The sequence below is a fragment of the Enterococcus faecalis genome (assembly GCF_029024925.1).
GTDB classification, from domain to species: Bacteria; Bacillota; Bacilli; order Lactobacillales; family Enterococcaceae; genus Enterococcus; species Enterococcus faecalis.
The window spans coordinates 37,679-58,531 of the sequence record NZ_CP118962.1 but is presented as its reverse complement, the minus strand read 5'-3'; the positions used below and the strand labels follow the sequence as shown (position 1 = coordinate 58,531).

The window sequence follows — 20,853 nt, the reverse complement described above, 5'->3', positions numbered from 1 at the left end:
AGAAATTTATGACTTAAGCGAACATTTGTTTAATCTTTTTTTTGAGACAATTCTTCTAGCTTCTCAGAAAGTTTTGATAACTGCTCCACGTTCCATGGAGAATTTCGACGAAATTGCTGGAAATGGATATCTGTTGCATGAATGGCAATCGTCTTTTCTGTTTTCTGGACAGCTTTGTAAAGTTCATTGGCCGAAGTCCGCAATGCACCTTGTGAAAAGACCACCCATTGTTCAGCCAAATCACTCGTTGCGACTGTTACTTGCGTTAAACGATCATTTTTTTCACCAGCTAGACGTTCAATATAACTATCTGCTGTTTCATCTTCTTTGGTGAAAACCACGGTCAAAAGGTACTTTTTGTACGTTTGCTGAATACCTGGGACTAATTGGGCATCAAAGACCACAATGATTTCCAACCCTTCATATTTGGCATAATTGGACAGACGACTAAGAAGCAGTTCACGCGCATCCTCTAAACGCTCTTGCTTTTTCAACTGGACCAATTCTGGCCAAGCACCAATCATATTATAGCCATCAACGATTAACAATTGTTTTTTCATACAATCGCCTTCTTCTATAATGGGTTGCGGCCACGATAGACTTCATACATTAGCAAGCCTGCAGCCACACCAGCGTTTAAGCTTTGAACGTGTCCAGTCATTGGAATCGTTAATAATTCATCCACTTCTTTATGAAGACCTTGACTCATGCCACGACCTTCATTTCCGATGATTAAGGCAATTGCGCCTTGTGTATTCCAGCGACGATAATCCGTCCCAGACATATCTGTACCAAAAATCCAAAATTGATTCTCTTTTAGCGTTGCAATACTTTGCGCTAGATTCGTTACACGAGCCACTGGAATATGTTCCACGGCCCCTGTTGACGCTTTGGTTACGGTTGGTGTAATTCCCACTGCACGATGTTTCGGAATGATAATACCGTCCACGCCTGTCGCATCAGCTGTTCGCAAAATTGAGCCAAAGTTATGTGGGTCCTCTAGACTGTCTAAAATTAGGAAAAATGGTGTTTCTGTCTTTTCTTTTGTTTGTTCCAATAATTCTTCTAAAGTTAAATATTGATACGCTGTGATTGCTAAAACCATGCCTTGATGCACGCCGTGATCACTCATCGTATCTAATTTTGCTTTAGGCACCCATTTGACTGGAACAGCCTGTTCTTTCGCTGCTTGTTTTAATTGCTCAATTTTCTCGCCACGAGCATCTTCTTGTAAAAACAATTTATTCCCGCGTCCTTGCTGCAACGCCTCAACAGTGGCATGGAAACCAAAGACAAAGTTATCTGCTAGCTCTTCTGAGGTTCCATCAGCACCTGCTGTCGCTGGTCGTGGGTTCCGTTCTTTTGAACGCTTATCTGAACGTTCTGGACGTTTCTTACCTTTTTTAAAAGGACGAGATTTTTCATTTTTCATTGGTTTCACCTACTTTCTTGATACACCAGTTAATTAATTCTTCTAAACGTTCTTTTTGTTGTGTTAAATGTAAATAACCCATCAAGGATTCGAAACCGGTCGCTACCCGATAGGTCGTCACATCAGCATTTTTGGCAAAGGTGTGACTTTTAGCATTCCGACCGCGTTTGTACATCACTTCTTCTTCCTCCGTTAGCATTTCTCCCGCTAACATCGCTTGCATTAAGCTTGCTTGGGCTTTTGCTGACACGTAGTGTGTCGCCATGCGATGCAAAACATTCGGTTTCGTTTGTCCTAAGGAAACTAAATAATCACGAATGTAAATTTCATAAATCGCATCGCCAACATAGGCCAAAGCTAAACCGTTTAATTGTTTGTAATCTCTCATTCACTTCTTCTCCATCTCGTTCCTTGCGGAGTATCTTCTAAAACAATGCCTTGTTCTTTTAATAAATCGCGGATTTCATCACTTCGGGCAAAATCACGGTCTTTCCGTGCTTGGTTCCGTTCTTCAATTAACGCATCGACTTGTGCATCCACTAATTCTTCGTTTTTAAAGAATAAACCAAAAATAGCTAACCAGCCACTGAAAAGCTTATCCATCGCCACTAGAATTGGTTCAGAAACTGTCGCTTGTTCACTGTACTGATTCATCATCTTCGCTAATTCATAAACGACCGTAATCCCGTTAGCTGCATTGAAATCATCGTCCATTTCCGTAATAAAACGTTGTTCTAATTCGTTTAATTGAGCCAAATAGTGTTCATCCTCTGGCAAACTTGCGACCGCATCTGCTTGTCTAAAACGTAAATTTTCAAACGCATTTTTCAATTTTTGATAATTGGCTGCTGCCTCTTTTAGAGTGCTTTCGCTATAACGAATCGGGCGACGGTACTGGGTGGTGGACATAAAGAAACGTAAAATTTGCGGATCCACTTTTTGAATCATTTCATGAACAGTAATGAAGTTACCTAGGGATTTGCTCATTTTTTCATCGTCTTCACCAATTGTGACATAGCCGTTATGCATCCAGTAATTGGCAAAGGTATGACCTGTTTTGGCTTCGCTCTGTGCAATTTCATTCTCATGATGTGGAAATTCTAAATCTTGTCCACCGCCATGAATATCAATCGTCTCTCCCAAGTGTTTTGTCGCCATGACAGAGCATTCAATATGCCAGCCGGGACGTCCTTTCCCCCAAGGAGAATCCCAAGAAATTTCATCTTCTTTGGCACTTTTCCAAAGAGCAAAATCCAATGGGTCTTCTTTTAATTGTTGTTCAACGCCAGTTCGTTGACTTGCCCCCACTTCTAATTCATCAATCGATTGATGGCTTAATTTACCATAATTAGGGAATTTACGGGTGCGATAATACACATCACCTGCGACCTCATAAGCAAAACCTTTTTCAATTAAAACGTCGATAAAAGCTAAGATATCAGGCATGTGGTCCATCACCCGAGGATGTAACGTTGCTGGTTGGACATTCAATGCTTGCGTATCTTCTTCAAAGGCTTTGATAAAACGCTCCGCCACTTCCGGCGCAGTAATTTTCAATTCTTTAGCTGCCTTGATAATTTTATCATCGACATCTGTAAAGTTCGAGACATAATTCACTTCATACCCACGATATTCAAAATAACGACGAATCGTATCAAAGGCGATCGCACTGCGCGCATTACCGATATGGATATAGTTATACACGGTTGGTCCGCAGACATACATCCGAACTTTATGCGCCTCAATTGGCGTAAATACTTCTTTTTCTCTGGTCAATGTATTATAAATTTTAATCATGCCCTTTTTCCACCTTTCTTCCATTTAGACGAACGACTTTCGCAGGAACACCCACAGCTGTGGCATCTGCTGGGATGTCTGAAATAACAACAGCACCCGCCCCAATTTTTGAACGTTCACCAATCACAACTGGCCCTAAAATTTGAGCTCGTGCCGAAATCATCGCTCCTTTTTTCACTGTTGGATGGCGTTTACCCGTATCACGACCGGTCCCACCTAACGTCACTCCGTGAAACAAAACAACATCTTCTTCTATTTCCGCGGTTTCCCCAATCACAATGCCCATGCCGTGATCGATAAAAACTCCCTCTCCAATTGTGGCTCCGGGATGAATTTCTACGCCCGTTATGAAACGCCAAAATTGTGCATGAATCTTCGCCAACAAAAACAACTGATGCCTATATAAGAAATGAGACAAGCGATGCCAAAACAGGGCGTGCAAGCCAGGATACGTTAAAAGAACTTCTAGTGTCGTCCGCGCTGCAGGATCGTTTCTTTTAACAGCTGCGACGCTACGTTTCAACCAACTCATATGGTGAACTCCTTTCTATTATACAAAAATAAAAAACGTCTTTTAAGCAACAAAAAAACGTTGCTTAAAAGACGCCCATGCGTGGTTCCACTTTTCTTCACAAGAACTAGCTCTTGCCTCGATACAGTTAACGCCTGCCGACGTCTTCGGTTACTTTTTTCACCAAAGCCACTCATAGATGCATTTCGACAAAAGATGCTCGCTGTTCTCACCACCCACAGCGTCTCTGAAATCCATCTGATTGTCTACTTCTTCTATTCTTTGTGTTTTTATAACACTTTATTTAAATGATCTAATGCTTTTTCTTTGCCTAATAATTCGATGGTTTCGCCTAATTCAGGGCCATGCATTTGTCCAGAAACAGCAATTCGAATTGGCATAAACAAGTTTTTGCCTTTAACGCCAGTTTCTTTTTGGACGGCTTTAATCGCTGCTTTAATACTTGGTACATCGAAAACGTCCAAGGCTTCTAATTGTTCTTTAAACGCATGTAACACAGTTGGCACTGTTTCTCCTTGCAAGAATTCTTTCGCAGCATCATCTAAAACTGGATGTTCATTAAAGAACAAGTTTGATAGTTCCACAATTTCAGCTGCATAACTCATTTGTGGTTGATACAAGCTAACTAATTGTTTTAACCATTCGATTTTTTCAGGAGATGGATTTTCTTCAACACGACCGTCAGCGACTAAATAAGGAAGACACATATCTGTTAGTTCACTTAAGTCCATTTGTTTCATGTATTGATTGTTAATCCATTCTAATTTTTTCGCATCAAAGGCCGCTGGTGACTTGCTTAAGCGTTGTTCATCAAACAATTTAATCAAGTCTTCTTGTGAGAAGATTTCTTCTTCGCCAACAGGAGACCATCCTAGTAAAGCAATAAAGTTGAACATGGCTTCTGGTAAGTAACCTAATTCACGGTATTGTTCAATAAATTGTAAAATTGTTTCATCACGTTTGCTCAATTTTTTGCCAGTTTCTGAATTAATGATTAAGGTCATATGGCCAAAGACAGGTGGTGTCCATTCAAACGCTTCGTAAATCATTAATTGTTTTGGTGTGTTCGCAATGTGATCATCGCCACGTAAAACGTGAGAAATTTTCATTAAGTGATCATCTACTGCAACGGCAAAGTTATACGTTGGCATCCCATCGCGTTTTTGGATGACAAAATCGCCACCAATGTTATCTGACTCAAAAGTAATTTCACCTTTCACGATGTCATCAAATTTGTATTCTGTATTACGTGGCACACGGAAACGAATCACTGGTTCTAGACCAGCCGCTTCTTTGGCTGCTTGTTCAGAAGGTGTTAAATTCGCACAAGTGCCTGCGTAGTGAGGCATTTCCCCACGAGCTTGTTGTGCTTCACGTTCTGCTTCTAATTCTTCTGGCGTACAATAACACTTATACGCACGATTGCTACTTAATAATTGATCAATCAATGGTTGGTAAATTTCTTTACGTTCTGATTGACGATATGGACCATATTCTCCCGGATGAGCAGGTGATTCATCCCATTCCATCCCTAACCATGCTAAGTTTTCCAACTGACTTTTCTCGCCGTCTTCGATGTTCCGTTTTTGGTCGGTATCCTCGATACGAATGATAAATTCTCCGTCATTGTGGCGGGCAAATAAGTAGTTAAATAATGCTGTTCTTGCATTCCCAATGTGCAAGTGTCCAGTTGGACTTGGTGCGTAACGCACACGAACTTTCGTCATGTTCATTCCTCTTTCCATTTTTTAAAAACAGACGGTTTAACGTCGTTTTCAGTTATTTTTCCAATAAAGCAACGGCAATTGCGCCGATTCCTTCTTTTTTACCAACAAAGCCCATCGCTTCCATGGTCGTTGCCTTAATGTTCACTTGTGTGACCGCTAAGTGGCAACTCGCGGCTAGATTCTTTTTCATCTCTGCCAAGTATGGGCTCATCTTTGGCTCTTCCGCTAAAATTGTACAATCAATATTGCCAATAGTAAAGCCCGACCGCCCAACTTTTTCATTTACTTTTTTTAATAAGTTTACAGAATTCGCATTTTTGAACTGTGGATCGGTTTCGGGAAACAGTTGCCCAATATCACCCAGACCAGCGGCACCAAGGATTGCATCAATAATTGCATGTGTTAAAACATCGGCATCTGAGTGACCTAACAGACCTTTTTCATAAGGAAGAGTAACCCCACCAATAATTAAAGGTCGTTGCGGAACTAATTGATGAACATCAAAACCTTGACCGATTCGAATCATACTAAGTCCTCACTTTGCTTAATTTTTATCGTTTTTAGGATGGTTATCCTTGCGATCATTAATCCCGCGACCCGCGTGCGCCGGTTTGGCAAAAATCATACGCCCAGCTGCGGTTTGTAAAGCACTTGTGACGACCACTTCGATTTGCTCATTCATGTAATGCTGGCCATCTTCTACCACAACCATTGTGCCATCATCTAAGTAAGCGACCCCTTGTTGACGCTCTGTTCCGGCTTTTACAACCATCACATTCATCGTTTCACCTGGAATCACCACTGGTTTCACAGCATTAGCTAAAGCATTAATGTTTAAAACAGGCACATTTTGAAATTCAGAGACTTTATTTAAGTTGTAGTCATTGGTCACAACCACGCCATCTAATAATTTTGCTAATTTGATTAATTTACTGTCTACTTCAGAGATATCCTCGAAATCTCCGTCATACATCTCAACGGAGATACCTTCTTCTTTTTGTAAAGCATTTAAAATATCTAAGCCACGACGACCTCTCACCCGTTTTAAACTGTCTCCAGAATCAGCAATGTATTGTAATTCATATAAAACAAAGTTAGGGATGAGCAAAACACCTTCTAAAAAGCCCGTTTTCGCGATATCGTAGATTCTGCCATCAATGATGACACTGGTGTCTAAAATTTTGTATTTATGGAAGTTGTCTTCCACTTTACGTTCCAACATTTGTCCTTCGGTGTCTTCCGTATTTGCTTTCTTTTGGCGAGGTGTAAAAACTTTTTTCCACTCCTCAATCCGTGTTGTTCCCATTCGGAAACCTAAGTAACCCAGAATAATCATAACTAGAATTGGCAGTAAACTATTCACGACAGGAATTTGTAAGTTGTACATTGGAATGGAAATAATGACACCAATTGTTAAACCAATGATGGCACCAATACTTCCAAATAATAAATAGGTTAAACTCATTTCATTTAAAGCTGCTTCGATTTTTTTGACAGCGGAAACAATATACTTTGCTAACCCTAAAGATAAAATAAAGAAAATAATTGCACCGATTAATCCGTTCGTAAAGTTATTGTTTAACCAACTGTTATTGCCTTGCTTAGCCATTTCCCAAGCCATTGGGAAAAGAGAAATTCCTAAACTTGCACCAGCAATGATCATCAGCAACGTGATGATTCGTTTTTGCATATAGCCATCCTCCTCGTTTATTTAATAAAGACATCTAGTGTTGTGGGGCGTACAAAAATCATACGCCACTAACAACCTAAACGGATTATTTCTACTTTTTTCATTATTTAAAAACTTTTCTTAACGTTTCACCAATTGTTGAAACGCCAATAATTTCAATCCCTTCAGGCGCTTCCCAGCCACCAAGGTTATTTTTAGGGACATAGACTTTTGTAAAGCCTAGTTTTTGCGCTTCACGCACTCGTTGTTCAATACTATTCACGCGGCGGATTTCACCAGTTAAACCAATCTCACCAATGAAACATTCTGAAGATGAGGTTCCTTTTTCTTTATAGCTAGAAGTAATACTGATTGCTAACGCTAAATCAATAGCTGGTTCATTAATTTTGACTCCACCAGCCGCTTTTAGATACGCATCCTGGTTTTGTAATAAAAGGCCTGCCCGTTTTTCTAAAACCGCCATGATTAAAGAAACGCGATTAAAGTCCAACCCGGTGGTCGTTCGCTTGGCATTGCCAAACATCGTTGGGGTAACTAACGCTTGGATTTCCACCAAAATGGGGCGTGAACCTTCCATTGCTACCACAATCGAAGATCCGGTGGCTCCTTCTAAACGTTCTTCTAAAAAGACCTGAGAAGGATTCATAACTTCAACCAATCCATGTGTCTGCATTTCAAAAATACCAATCTCATTCGTTGAGCCAAACCGATTTTTGACAGCCCGTAAGATTCTAAAGGTGTGATGCTTATCTCCTTCAAAATAAAGAACCGTGTCTACCATATGTTCCAACATCCGTGGCCCTGCGATAGACCCTTCCTTCGTTACGTGTCCGACAATAAAAATGGCAATCCCATTCGTTTTTGCCAGTTTCAATAATTCGGCAGTTGTTTCTCGGACTTGACTGACACTACCAGCAACGCTGGTAACATCTGGCTGCGTCATTGTTTGAATCGAGTCAATAATGACATAGTCTGGTTCTAATTTTTCAATGGCTCGTGATATTTCGTGCATATCTGTTTCTGCGTATAAGTAAAATGTCTCGTTGACGGTGCCTAGACGCTCCGCTCGTAATTTAATTTGCTCAGCACTTTCTTCACCAGAAACATATAAAACCGTGCCACCTGTGGCTGCTAATTGTTGCGATACTTGTAAGAGCAATGTTGACTTACCTATTCCGGGATCGCCACCGATTAAAACTAACGAACCTGGAACAACGCCACCACCTAAAACCCGATTCAGCTCCACTAATTCAGTTTTTACACGCGGCTCTTTTTTAGGTACGACTTCAGATAGCCGTTGTGGTTGTGTCTTTTTACCAGTCAAACTTACTCTAGCACGACGATCAGAAGTATCTTGAATAACCTCTTCCACCATCGAATTCCATTGTCCACAATTAGGACAGCGGCCGAGATATTTTGGAGACACATACCCACAGCTTTGACATTCAAATTGAACTTTTGCTTTTTTTGCCATGTAGAATCTCCTTATCTGTTGTTTATTTTAACATTTATTAAATGGTTTGAATAACGTTGCCTACTGAAAAAATGGGCTTTATTTTTGTCCAGACGAACCAAAACCGCCCGTTCTTTCTGCCTCGACTTGGTCATCATCCGCTAATAAAAACGGCTTAAAAATCCCTTGGCCAATTCGTTCACCTTTTTCAATGACAACATCTTCATATCCAAAGTTTAAAAATTGGAACATGATATGTCCTTCGTTATTCTCGTTATTATAATAATCACTGTCAATGACTCCGACACCATTCGCTAAAAGTAGGAATCGTTTTAGCGGGTTCGAAGAACGACTTACCAATTCTAAATATTCAGAATCAGGCATATACGCCTTAATTCCTGTTTTAACTAAAATTGGTTTGGGATTTTCTCCAGCTTGTTGTAACTTCCAAAGACTTGGTACAACGACCGTTTCGGCTGCTTGAAAATCATACCCCGCGGCACCTTTTGTTGCTCGTTGTGGGACACTCAAGCCCTCTTCTTGATACTTAGAAATAATCTCAAAACCACGTTGTTTCATATCCATTCTCCCCTACTGTCTAAACTACTCCTATTTTACCATAATCTCTGATACTCTGGTTGTTTTTAGTAAGTTTCTCATTTCTAAAAGCCCAGTTAATCTAGACTACGCAAAAAAGAGGAGAATTTTTGTTTATTTTCCTTCTTTTAGTCTATCATCTTCTCTTAAAATAAACAGACCAAATCCCAAAAAGTCCCAAGATTCCCTCAAAAAGTTCACACTTTCATTAAACTTTCTTTACTATTCATTATTTAGCACTTTCTAGTAGCCGCTGATTTTGTTATAATGAGTGTCAAATTTTACTGTAAAAAGAAACGAGGCACTTATGAGAAACAAACTCCAACAGGCCAAACGAATTGTGATCAAAGTCGGAACCAGTTCTCTGATTTATCCCAATGGCAATATTAACTTAAAAGCAATTGATCAATTAGCCTTTACTTTGAGTGATTTAAGCAACCAAGGCAAAGAAATTATTTTAGTTTCTTCTGGCGCAATTGGTGTCGGACTGAATAAATTAAATCTATCTGTGCGCCCAACGACAATTCCCGAACAACAGGCAGTCGCTGCAGTCGGCCAAGCAGAATTAATGAACATTTATAATCAGCGGTTTTCAACCTATAGCCAACAAATGGCACAAGTTTTATTAACTCGTGATGTTATTGAATATCCTGAAAGTCGCAATAATGTTACCAATACTTTTGAACAACTGTTAAAAATGAATATTATTCCTATCGTCAATGAAAATGATACTGTCGCAATTGAAGAATTGGATCACTTAACCAAGTTCGGGGATAACGATCAATTGTCTGCCATTGTCTGCCAAATTGTTCAAGCTGACTTGTTAGTTATGTTATCAGATATTGATGGTTTCTTTTCAGACAACCCTACTGTCAACAAAGAAGCCACGTTATTTTCTGAAATCAATGAAATTAATGAAGACTTGTTCCAATTAGCCGGTGGTAAGGGAAGCCGCTTTGGCACTGGTGGGATGTCTAGTAAATTAAAAGCTGCTGAACGTGTGTTAGCTAATCAACAGGCGATGATTTTAGCAAACGGAAAGCAGCCAAAAATCATTTTTGAAATTTTAGAAGGAAAAGATATCGGTACGTTATTTATTAAAGGAGGGCATGAAAGTGACTGATTTAAAGCAACTAGGGCAACAAGCTAAAGAAGCCTCTTATACGCTAGGCTTGATGGATACTCGTCAAAAAAATACTTTGTTAAACAAAATGGCCGCAGCCATTGAAGCCAATGCGCCCCGCATTTTACAAGCAAACGCATTAGATTTAGAGCAAGCCGCTACCCACGGAATTTCTGAAACAATGCAAGACCGCTTACGTTTAACAGAAGAACGGATCACAGCGATGGCCGAGGGCATACGCCAAGTCGCTACTTTACCCGATCCAATTGGGGAAGTAGATAAAATGTGGCGCAATGAAGCGGGGCTGTTAATTGGGCAACAACGCGTGCCTTTAGGTGTTATTGGAATCATTTATGAATCGCGGCCGAACGTGACAACAGATGCCGCTAGCCTTTGTTTCAAATCGGGAAATGCTGTTATTCTTCGAGGCGGAAAAGAAGCGTTTCACTCCAATCAGATATTGGTGACAATTTTACAAGAAGCGCTAATACAAGAAGCCGTTTCTCCCCATCTCATTCAATTTGTTGATGATACTTCTAGAGAAACAGCCCAACAACTTATGCGCTTAAATGACTACTTGGATGTCCTCATTCCGCGTGGCGGCGCCAACTTAATCAAAACTGTTTTGACGACGGCCACTGTTCCTGTTATTGAAACGGGCACAGGCAATTGTCATATTTACGTGGACAAAGATGCCCAGTTAACAATGGCAACTGAAATTATTGTCAATGCTAAATGTCAACGTCCTTCTGTCTGTAACGCCGCCGAAACGTTATTAATTCATCAAGAGGTGGCTGAAGCCTTTTTACCAACAATTGAAAAAGCCTTGAAGGAGTTTCACGTGGAACTTCGGGCAGATGAACGTGCGTTAGCAATTTTTGAAGAAGCCATTCCAGCGACTGAACAAGATTGGGAAACGGAATTTCTCGACTTTATCTTAGCAGTGAAAGTCGTTGATTCTTTAGACGAAGCCATCCAGCATATTAATCGCTACAATACAAAACATTCTGAAAGTATTATTAGTGATAATTACTTTGCCACACAACAATTTTTACAACAAGTGGATGCAGCCGCTGTTTATGCGAATGCTTCAACTCGTTTCACGGACGGTTTTGAATTTGGATTTGGCGCCGAAATCGGCATTAGTACGCAAAAATTACATGCCCGTGGACCTATGGGTCTAGCAGAGCTTACTTCGACAAAATATGTTATTTATGGAAATGGGCAAGCACGTTCTTAGAAAGAAAAACCCTTGATTTTTAAATCAAGGGTTTTTCTTTCTCCTCTCCAATGTGCATTTTTACACATGAGATTGTTCACAGTTCCACAATCTATTCTTGATATTTTTTTTGAATCCTCATTATACTTTCTACATACGCTTGTTTCACTTGGACTGGCTCTAAAATTGTCACTTCTTCACCAAAGCCCATAAAATAGTTGGCTAAAAATTGTGTTTCTGTTGGATGAATCTGTCCAACTAAAAAACACTGCGTGGGCGTTTCTTCCAACTGAATATTGTCAAAGCGATGTTTATAAAAAAATTCTTTGCCTTTTTCTGTAATGATTGCTTTAAATGGAATCGTACGTGCCGTCGTTTGTTGATGGCGATACGATTCTTTCAGTTCTTCAGTCGTAAAATCCAGTGTTTGGTTTAACTGCTGAATAGCCTCCATAAAATCACAGCGGTAAGTACGCCAAGCCTTTTTAGTCACATCATAGCCTGAACAATACCAATACCCTTCTAAAATAGTTAACCGGGTTGGTAAGATTTTTTTCGTTGTTGCTTCATATCTGGTATAGTTAAACTGAATTACTTGTTGCGCCAAAATACAATGAAACAGCTGCTCTAAATTGCCTGGTGCTTCTACTTGTTCAATTCCTTCGTAATAGACGACCTTACTCATTTGACTGATTTTAAATTGGGTTGGTTCATCTAAAGAATGCAATAATTTTTGCTGAATTTGCTGATAGGAATGACCAAACGGTGACTCTGCGACTAATTTCAGTAATTGTAACGAAAAAAAGATCGCTAACACTTCGTTTTCATTAAAATAAATCGGCGGCAACAACGGTTTGTTTAAAACTCGATAGCCACCATAACGACCATTCTCCACATATAGCGGCACGCCTAAATTTTCCAAAGCTTCAATATCCCGCAAAGCTGTGCTTTTAGAAATCCCAAAAGTTTTCATTAACTGATTTAAATTAAACTGAGGATGGGTTCTCAAGAAAAAAAGTTCCTGATTTAAACGTTCTGATTTTTTCATTTTTCCCTCCATCGGTGTCACTTTTTGACACCTTTTATTGTTATGCTTATCTTATCAATCTTAGGAGGTTCAAACAATGAAAAACACACAATTTGCCCTTTTTATGGTCTTAAACGGACGAGCAACGGAAGCCTTGACGTTTTACCAAGAAGCCTTTGCTGGTGATATTCTTTTTAAAATTACTAATCAAGAATTTAAAGAGCGTTTAAATCCTTCTTTGACCATTCCCGCTGGCGAAGAACACTGGCTTTCTCACTCGATTTTACAAATGGACACTTTTCAATTACAACTAGCTGATAATCCTTTGTTTGCAGGAATGAATACCACGCCCACAGAACAATTGACCCTCAGCTTAACCGTCAATAGCCGTCACTCTGCCAAAACAATTTTTGAAAAACTCACGCGCCATCCCGAATCCTGTATTATCCAAGAACCAATTGAAAATGAATTTGCAACATTTTATGCGATTGTGAAAGATCCTTTTGGTTTAGTCACTCAAATTACTCAAGAAAAACAAGCAGATCCTACCAAGAAAGGACGTTAGCCGAAGAATGCGAACCTATGAATCAAAAGAAGCCTTGATTGAGGCCATTCAAATAGCTTCACAAAAATATTTAGCTGAATTTGCAGAAATTCCTGAAACACTTAAAGATCACCGAATTGAAACAGTAGCTAAAACACCTTCAGAGAACTTAGCCTATCAATTAGGTTGGCTCAACTTGCTGCTTTCTTGGGAAGAACAAGAACAACGTGGTCTGACCGTTCAAACGCCAGCTGAAGGCTATAAATGGAATCAACTGGGCGCTCTCTATCAATCATTTTATCAAACCTATGGACAAATGAGTTTAGAAAGTCAGCTGATTGCGTTGCAAGACATCTTAGAAAAATTACTTCATTGGATTGACTCGCTTTCCGAAGACGAATTATTTTTACCTCAACAACGGGCTTGGGCGACCACCAAAGCACAATGGCCTCTTTGGAAATGGATTCACGTTAATAGCGTTGCCCCTTTTACTAGTTTCCGAACGCAAATTCGCAAATGGAAAAAAGTGTGTCTTTAAAAAGTTATCCACATTTTTTCAAAAAAAGCTTGACAAGCATTTTTAAATTCTCCACAGAAAACTTTGTGGATGAAATTTCTTATTTTTTCCAAAAAACTTTTCCACAATGCTTATTTGTTCGACATTAAATCTTTGTAAATTCTAGAAAAAAGAAGATGAAAACGTTGTTTTAATAACGTTTTCATCTTCTTTCAACTTTAGGGGCTCCTTCACTTTTAGCAAGCAGCCCTTCTGAACTTGCGTCTATTTTTTTTAGCAACTCGAAAACTTATCCTTGTGGATAAACCGAGATAAAAAGCTTTTTTGTGGTTTTCAACAGAGTTATGCACAAAGTTATCCACAGGGAGTTTTCAGCAATTTTTCGGAGAATATTCGTTGTTTGATGTGGTGATTTAGCATTTGAATGTCAATCCCTTACTCCTAATTCTTCTTCACTCCACCCTTAGGATCCTAATAAAATTTTAAAGTTTTTCTTCTATTGGTACATCAAATAAAGAGTATGATAAACTATAGGTACTTTCGAAAAATCAGGTGAGGTTATTTATGAAAAATAAAAGTAGGCAGTTTTTAAAAAACAACTGGCCTTATATGTTAGCCAGTTTCTTCATTCCATTTTTAATTATGGCAATTATCTATTTGAGTATTGGGATTTATCCAGGAAGTAGTCGCAGTGTTTTAGCCAGCGATGCCTTTTCTCAATTTTCAAATTTTCACGCAAGCTTTAACAATGTTCTTCATGGAAAACAAAGTCTTTTCTATACATGGAATGCTTCTTTGGGACTAAACTACTTGTCCTTAATTTCCTATTATCTTGGTGGCTTATTTACGCCGCTCGTCTTTTTCTTTAACAATCAAAACATGCCTGATGCGCTCTATTTCCTAACGTTGTTGAAAATTGGGAGTGCTGGCTTGAGTTTTTGGTTCTTGGCAAAACAAACCTTTAAGATTCCTAAATGGTCCCATGTGACTTTAAGTGTGTCTTATGCGCTAATGTCCTTCATTGTGGCCCATTCAGAATTAATTATGTGGCTGGATGCCTTTATTTATCTGCCACTCGTAATTTTAGGAATTCATCGTTTAATGGACCAACGAAAACCGACATTATTGTTTGTCAGTTATTTCTTGCTTTTCATTACAAATTATTATTTTGGCTTTATGATTGGGTTGTTTTCCTTCCTGTACTATTTTGCACGAACGTTTACAGACTGGCAACGATATAAATCTCGAATCGTTGCGTATTTTACTACTTCTCTTTTAGCTGGTGGAGCATCCATGATTATGGTCTTACCTGCTGTCTTAGATTTACGAACCAATGGTGAAACTCTTTCTGAAATTACAACCTTTAAAACAGAAGCGACTGCCTTTTTAGATATTATTATGAAAAATATGATTGGCGTTTACGATACAACCAAATATGGGTCCATTCCTTTTATTTACATTGGGTTGTTGCCTTTGATTTTTTGTCTCTTCTATTTCGTTACGAAAGAAGTTCCATTGAAAAACAAACTACTTTTTGGCAGTTTGTTTGTCCTATTGATTGCTAGCTTTTACATCATGCCCTTAAATTTATTCTGGCACGGTATGCATGCGCCGAACATGTTTCTTTTCCGCTATAGTTTCCTCTTTTCATTCCTAGTTATTTTGCTTGCTGGTTATGGTTGGGAAAAATTTGAAAAGGATGATCTCGGCGTCTTAAGCGGCTTGATTTTGATTCTTTTAGCAATTTTTGCTCTTGCAATGGGCACAAAAGGTGCTACTAGTTATACGTATGTGACTTTAACCTCTTTCGTATTAACGGCAACTTTTTTACTATTATACTTTTTCGGAATTGCTTTTTATCAATTGAAAAAAGCGCCTATGCAATACTTAGTGATTTTGTTGTTGCTGCTCGTTTCTGGTGAAGCAATCATTAATACACGGGCGATGGTCACTGGTATTTTAAATGATTGGAACTACGCATCACGCAGCTTGTATTCTGAACCTTATCCTGACTTAAAAAATCTAGTCGATCAAACAAAAAAAGAAAATGATACCTTTTACCGCTTGGAAAATTTAAATGGTGTTTCGGCCAATGACGGCATTAACTATGGCTACAGTGGCATTAGCATGTTTTCTTCCGTACGGAACCGACATTCTTCAACATACCTAAACGCCTTAGGTTTCCGCTCACGAGGCACGAATTTAAATATTCGTTACCAAAATAATACCTTGTTAATGGATGCTTTGATGGGCATTAAATACAATATTGCTGAAAATAATCCAATGAAATTCGGCTTTGAACGACAAGCTGCTGCTGGTAAATATCAGCTTTATCGTAACGAAAATGCTTTGCCGTTAGGATTTTTAGCAGACAAAGAGATTTACAATGTTCGGCAACCTCTCAATGATAATTTAGGTAGTCAAACAAATTTACTAAATGCTTTAGCCAATACCAATGAACGGTATTTTACCTTTTATCAACCAACGATGACGCTTCAAAATAACGTGACAATTACGCAAAATACAGCTGGCGTAACTTTTACGGAGAAACAACATAACGTAGCCAAAGAGATTTCTTATACAGTCAATGTGCCCGCCAATACGCAAGCTTATTTGAGTTTATTCCCAACAGATTTTGCTCAATTGGAAAGTTCCACTGCGACGGTCACCGTGAACGGCTCGAGTCAGCAATCACAAATTGGCATTACTGGCCAATATTATAATTTAGGCTACTATCCAAAAGATACAACTGTTAACTTCAAAGTAAGTTTTTATGGAACCAAAGCAGTAAGTTTTGTTCAGCCGCAAGTAGTTGGCTTAAATACCAATGCATTTGAAAAAGCCATTTCCGCCGTGCAAGAAAAAGGCGTTGATTTAACCACTGGCAAACGCTCTGCTTCAGGTACCTTTACCGCCGACAAAGATCAAGTACTCGTCACTACAATTCCTTATGACAAAGGTTGGCGTGTCAAAATTGATGGCAAAAAAGTTACCCCAAAAGCCTTTAAAGATGCCTTTCTAAGCGTTCCTGTCAGCGCTGGAACCCATACTATTCAGTTCTCTTATTTACCAGAAGGATTGATTCCTGGCATCGTGTTATTCGTTCTATGTACTGGTGGTTTCGTTGCCTACGTAACCTTGATTCCTGCTAGACGAAACCGTAAAAAAGAAGACAAATAAAAAATCTTTCACAAAAAACTAAGGGTTATTATTAAAATGACTCTTTATCAATAAGGTCTGATGAGTTGTGAAAAACAAAATCTGAGACAGAATGGGATTCATTCTGTCTCAGATTTTTTTGTTATAAATGATTTAGTCAGTTAAAATAGATATTCGTTTATTCTATGAAATATCTATGCTTTTTCAACTTTTTAATTTCAAATTGCTAATTTTATCCAACAAGACAAACATTAATTTGATTTTTTTATGTAATTCCTATGATTTCCATTTAAACTACTAATGACACTATATTAAATAAAAGCAACCATAATTTACCAAAAAACAACAATTTAGTTGCTTTTACATCTTTGGTATTACTGTAAAATAGCAATAAAAAGATTATCACTTCAATAGAAGAAGTACTAATTGATAACGGTAATCTATCAATTGTTACTATTTCAGATATAAAAAGAACAAGAAGATTAACTACGCTTACTGACAATAGCAGACTTATAAATATATCTTGATTATAATTTTTTTTAAACCCAAAAATAAGTAAAACAATTTTCAAAATTATGAACGTAACAAAAAAGATACACAAATTAGCGATTATAACAATAACTATCATAAAAAAATTAAATTCTCCGTTTGAAATATTTAATAGTTTTGACGACTCTTCAATCATTTTTAATAGCTTATTATCTTTTTCTGTAAGAGTAAAAAATAAAAAAATATTTGAAACAAGGTACGGTATAAAAAATGCAAGTATCGACCAGTTCCACTTCTTCGTTTTCAATTGGCTCACCTACCTCATCTAAGTTTATAGCAAAATAGTTATATTCTGATTCGTTATGTAAAACTAAAATAATTAAATGCACCTACTGCTTCCAATCGCATTCCTAGTGAGGCATTTTCTACCAAAATGGCTAATTATTTATCCTCATTGTAAAACATCTTGATTAATTCTAATTTTGATTTAGTTCACCCTAGTCCATGAATTTGAATAAAACAGCTCGACATTTTTACATTACAGGCCATTATGATAGTGTTCTAAACAATATTCAATTACATACTTAGCCAAATTATTCACTTGAATACTTAACTTCTGGTCTTATAAAATTATGTTCTTTCTGTTTATCGGCCTTACTAATCTCAAAATTTTACGTTAAATATCGACATAACGAGATTCCATATTAAAAGATAAACAACCGCCACTCTAATTAAATTCTAATAAGACGCAAACTTAATGTCAACCATTCTTTAATAAAAAAATATATTCTTTGATTAATAATTTGTGATAAATAAAAAAGTTAGACCAAAGTCTAACTTTTTTATTTATATTAGAGTTAAATTTCAGTCATTGCTTCTTCCACAAGCGAAACACTTTGATGTCTTCCTTTCGTAATCAACAAGGAAAGTTGCACAAAAGCAAAGAGCACACTGGTCCGCTTAGGATAAGCAAAATAACGTGGTTGCCAACTAGTGACATATTGTTCTTTGCGCTTGCGTGTATCTTGAAACGCATAAATTTGATAACTATACTTGTAAAAAATATTAACAAAGCGTTCTTTTAAGAAAGAGTACTTGCTCTCCCCTACGTTAGCCAACGGCGCCATCCCAATATCAATTAATTGATAGCCCTGCTGTTGATAAGTTTCAATAAAATGAGTGAACAAATATTCTCTAGTAAAAGCAGGTGCTTCTGAACGAATACGTAACAAATCATACGAAATACTTTTGCCTTTTTCCATTTCTTTTCCAGTAATGAAACCGATGACCGTTTGTTTCTGTCTCACCAAGCCCACGCTACTGCATTTCAAGTACTCGGGATCCAACCGTCCACCAATAAAGTAGCGCTCTTTTTGATTCCGTGACCAGTCTGCAGAAACTCGTTCTAACTCTTGATATAAGGCATCACTAATCGTTTCGGGATAAAATTCAAACTGAAAATCCGCTGCATCTGCTGCTATTTTTTCAGTCACCGTTTCCGTCCAGGCTGTTTGATTCACTGTTGACGGCTCATCAAATTGAATCAAGCCTTCTTCCCCAACTTTCATAAATTCAAAGCCGCAATCGTGAAGAGTCATAACATATTCTTCCGAAATACGATAAAAAACTAATTGATAGCCTAACAAATCAGCTTGATCCATAAACGCCAGTGTCGCCGCTGTCCATTTCTCTCGTTGCCCAATTGGATCCGCCAAGACAAAGCATTTATTAAACTTCATTTGAAACCCAAAAAGTACTTGATCTTCGCCTTCTTCTTGGTAATAAAAATGACCATAATCCTTTAAATACAAAAATTGACTGCCTTCGTTGCCACCAAATTTTTCCAAAAAGCGTGTCAACCGCGCTTCCTCAAACCCCTCACCTAAAGTAACAGTTGTTTCGGCTAAATATTGATACAAAAAGAATAAACCAATCAAGGAAATACTTAAACCAATCAATCCGTTAAACCAAACATCATCTGACGGAAACAACAAAAAGTGATTGATAACTTGATTGCCACCAGCTGGTCGTGCGGCGTAATAGCCAGCAACCGCATAACCGATAAACAAGCAGCCAAACAAAATACTATCTACCGTTAAAGCGCCCCATGAATAAACGAACTTTTCACGATAAAATTCTTTACGAGCCAAAATAACCGCCAATAAAATAACGGCATAAACAGCAATTAACTGCCACGAAGTCGTTCGTGCCACCGTATTTACAATACAAAATCCTAGTAAAATAATTGTAAGCCAATAAGCTTTTTTCACTTTCATAGAAATGCCTCGAGCTAAACCTAATAACAAGAATCCTACAAATAAATTCAATGTTTGATCTAAAAAATTAAAAGAAAAGGGAAGTAACACTTGGAATAAACGACTAACATTCGACAAATTCGTCACAGTCGACAATAGAACCATCATAATCCCTGCAAAATATAACGCCGCCACCAAAATAAAATGCGCCACTTTTTGTGAAAATAACCGAGGTAAATTATCAAAAAATTGGTTAACTTTCATGCCTGCTTGTTGCAAGAACAAAATAACTCCTGTCATAAAAGGCGTCACATAATAGAACAAACGATAATACAACAACCAGACGACCGCTTGTGATCGATCAATCCCTAATTGTGACAAGCCCAAAATCATTAAGACATCAAACGTTCCCATACCACCAGGAACCATAGTTAACATCCCAATCAACGTGGCGATAACAAACATTGGATAAACAGAAACCATCGAAACTGGCACCTGCATCAAACGACCTATCATTAAGAAAGCAAACATCCCACCTAGCCATTGACCTAATGAAGCGCCGAATAAAAGGAGCACCGCTTTTGGAAAAAATGTTTTAAACAATGTTCGCCGTTTTAAATACGTGAAAAACCAGAGCGCTGGCGCAATCAGGCTGCCCAATAATAACCAAACCCAATATTCACGAAAAACATTTTGGGTTCGAATAAAAAATAAATCAACAAACGCCACAAAAGATAAAATAGATAACCCTGAAATCAAGAACAGAGCAACTTTTGAGACCGTTGCTACAACCTTGCCCCGCGGTACATCTTTTCCGTAAAAATTAATCCGTAGCGTTGCCCCAACCACGCCGCCAAAACCCGCTAAGTTATTAATGGTATTAGTGACCCAAGCCGAAGTTAACCAATCCATTCGTTTCATTGGTGGCTTACCTTCTTTTTCCAATAACTTAACGACTACATAGTCATAAAGGAGCATCGGAATAACCCCTAATAGTCCTGCCAAGACCATACCAATTAAACGCCCCGTACTTTGTTGTTCCATCGTGGAAAAAATATCCGCCCAGGTCATGCCTTGAGCGATATGTGTCACTTGGTTAGCCACGAAAACTAATACAGAACCAAGAAAAATTAGTTTCAATAATAAACTGTGTTCTTTCAACCACTGCGCTAGTTGGCTAATATTTTTTTTCATCTTATAGCCTCTTTCATATCTCTTTTCTATTCATTTAACTTTCGTTTTATCGATTTTCTTCCATGGTAGCCTATTTGCTGAAAATTTTCCAGCACGGC

The 20,853-nt window shown here is 38.2% G+C and carries 17 protein-coding genes and 1 other annotated feature; of the genes, 5 read left to right on the top strand and 12 right to left on the bottom strand.

Going from position 1 to position 20,853, the window contains the following annotated elements; all coding sequences use genetic code 11:
* Window positions 1–29: 29 nt before the first annotated feature.
* The 10 genes from PYW42_RS00240 to PYW42_RS00195 form a co-directional block, all read right to left on the bottom strand.
* Window positions 30–560, bottom strand: coding sequence for an NYN domain-containing protein (locus PYW42_RS00240; protein WP_002356058.1), 531 nt, complete (start codon window positions 558–560; stop codon window positions 30–32).
* Between the two features lie 14 nt (window positions 561–574).
* The gene (rlmB, locus tag PYW42_RS00235) at window positions 575–1,432 is read right to left on the bottom strand and encodes a 23S rRNA (guanosine(2251)-2'-O)-methyltransferase RlmB (protein WP_002356057.1); all 858 of its coding nucleotides are present in this window, start codon (window positions 1,430–1,432) and stop codon (window positions 575–577) included.
* A complete protein-coding gene (locus tag PYW42_RS00230; RefSeq protein ID WP_002356056.1) occupies window positions 1,422–1,820 on the bottom strand; it encodes a Mini-ribonuclease 3 in 399 nt (132 codons plus the stop codon). Before PYW42_RS00230 ends, rlmB begins: the two co-directional genes overlap by 11 nt.
* Window positions 1,817–3,229 carry a cysteine--tRNA ligase gene (gene cysS / locus PYW42_RS00225; protein ID WP_002367571.1) on the bottom strand — a complete coding sequence of 471 codons (1,413 nt, stop codon included), beginning with the start codon at window positions 3,227–3,229 and terminating at the stop codon, window positions 1,817–1,819. The genes PYW42_RS00230 and cysS overlap by 4 nt, the downstream gene beginning before the upstream one ends.
* Complete coding sequence (epsC, locus tag PYW42_RS00220; RefSeq protein WP_002389718.1) at window positions 3,222–3,761, bottom strand: serine O-acetyltransferase EpsC; 540 nt, start codon at window positions 3,759–3,761, stop codon at window positions 3,222–3,224. The genes cysS and epsC overlap by 8 nt, the downstream gene beginning before the upstream one ends.
* Window positions 3,762–3,825: 64 nt before the next feature.
* Window positions 3,826–4,032 (bottom strand) — a binding site (T-box leader).
* Window positions 4,031–5,488: a glutamate--tRNA ligase gene (gene gltX, locus PYW42_RS00215; RefSeq protein WP_002389540.1), complete on the bottom strand. Its 1,458-nt coding sequence runs from the start codon at window positions 5,486–5,488 to the stop codon at window positions 4,031–4,033. (Overlaps the previous feature by 2 nt.)
* Before the next feature lie 52 nt (window positions 5,489–5,540).
* Complete coding sequence (gene ispF, locus PYW42_RS00210) at window positions 5,541–6,014, bottom strand: 2-C-methyl-D-erythritol 2,4-cyclodiphosphate synthase (RefSeq protein ID WP_002356052.1); 474 nt, start codon at window positions 6,012–6,014, stop codon at window positions 5,541–5,543.
* Between the two features lie 18 nt (window positions 6,015–6,032).
* Window positions 6,033–7,178: a PIN/TRAM domain-containing protein gene (locus tag PYW42_RS00205; RefSeq protein ID WP_002368622.1), complete on the bottom strand. Its 1,146-nt coding sequence runs from the start codon at window positions 7,176–7,178 to the stop codon at window positions 6,033–6,035.
* Window positions 7,179–7,281: 103 nt separating this feature from the next.
* Window positions 7,282–8,652 (bottom strand): DNA repair protein RadA, encoded by a 1,371-nt coding sequence (gene radA, locus PYW42_RS00200; RefSeq protein ID WP_010816075.1) that lies wholly within the window; start codon window positions 8,650–8,652, stop codon window positions 7,282–7,284.
* A 78-nt stretch (window positions 8,653–8,730) separates the two neighbouring features.
* Window positions 8,731–9,216: a dCTP deaminase/dUTPase family protein gene (locus tag PYW42_RS00195; RefSeq protein ID WP_002359232.1), complete on the bottom strand. Its 486-nt coding sequence runs from the start codon at window positions 9,214–9,216 to the stop codon at window positions 8,731–8,733.
* A 319-nt stretch (window positions 9,217–9,535) separates the two neighbouring features.
* On the opposite strand from PYW42_RS00195, the gene proB reads away from it, so the two are divergent.
* Both proB and PYW42_RS00185 read left to right on the top strand, forming a co-directional pair.
* On the top strand, window positions 9,536–10,351 hold the full coding sequence (proB, locus tag PYW42_RS00190) for a glutamate 5-kinase (protein ID WP_002389550.1): 816 nt from the start codon (window positions 9,536–9,538) through the stop codon (window positions 10,349–10,351).
* Complete coding sequence (locus PYW42_RS00185; RefSeq protein ID WP_002385467.1) at window positions 10,338–11,591, top strand: glutamate-5-semialdehyde dehydrogenase; 1,254 nt, start codon at window positions 10,338–10,340, stop codon at window positions 11,589–11,591. The genes proB and PYW42_RS00185 overlap by 14 nt, the downstream gene beginning before the upstream one ends.
* Window positions 11,592–11,682: 91 nt before the next feature.
* Here PYW42_RS00185 and PYW42_RS00180 read toward each other — a convergent pair whose 3' ends face one another.
* Entirely contained in the window at window positions 11,683–12,630 is a 948-nt protein-coding gene (locus tag PYW42_RS00180) for a helix-turn-helix transcriptional regulator (RefSeq protein ID WP_002385468.1), read from the bottom strand.
* Window positions 12,631–12,694: 64 nt separating this feature from the next.
* Here PYW42_RS00180 and PYW42_RS00175 point away from each other — a divergent pair, with 64 nt between their 5' ends.
* The 3 genes from PYW42_RS00175 to PYW42_RS00165 all read left to right on the top strand — a co-directional run bounded on the left by PYW42_RS00175 (window position 12,695) and on the right by PYW42_RS00165 (window position 16,838).
* On the top strand, window positions 12,695–13,162 hold the full coding sequence (locus PYW42_RS00175; protein ID WP_002364587.1) for a VOC family protein: 468 nt from the start codon (window positions 12,695–12,697) through the stop codon (window positions 13,160–13,162).
* A 7-nt stretch (window positions 13,163–13,169) separates the two neighbouring features.
* Entirely contained in the window at window positions 13,170–13,679 is a 510-nt protein-coding gene (locus PYW42_RS00170; protein WP_002389628.1) for a ClbS/DfsB family four-helix bundle protein, read from the top strand.
* 543 nt (window positions 13,680–14,222) lie between these two features.
* On the top strand, window positions 14,223–16,838 hold the full coding sequence (locus PYW42_RS00165; protein WP_002389581.1) for a YfhO family protein: 2,616 nt from the start codon (window positions 14,223–14,225) through the stop codon (window positions 16,836–16,838).
* A 1,325-nt stretch (window positions 16,839–18,163) separates the two neighbouring features.
* On the opposite strand, the gene mprF is transcribed toward PYW42_RS00165, so the two are convergent.
* Window positions 18,164–20,755 carry a bifunctional lysylphosphatidylglycerol flippase/synthetase MprF gene (mprF, locus tag PYW42_RS00160; RefSeq protein WP_002389639.1) on the bottom strand — a complete coding sequence of 864 codons (2,592 nt, stop codon included), beginning with the start codon at window positions 20,753–20,755 and terminating at the stop codon, window positions 18,164–18,166.
* Between the last annotated feature and the right edge of the window lie 98 nt (window positions 20,756–20,853).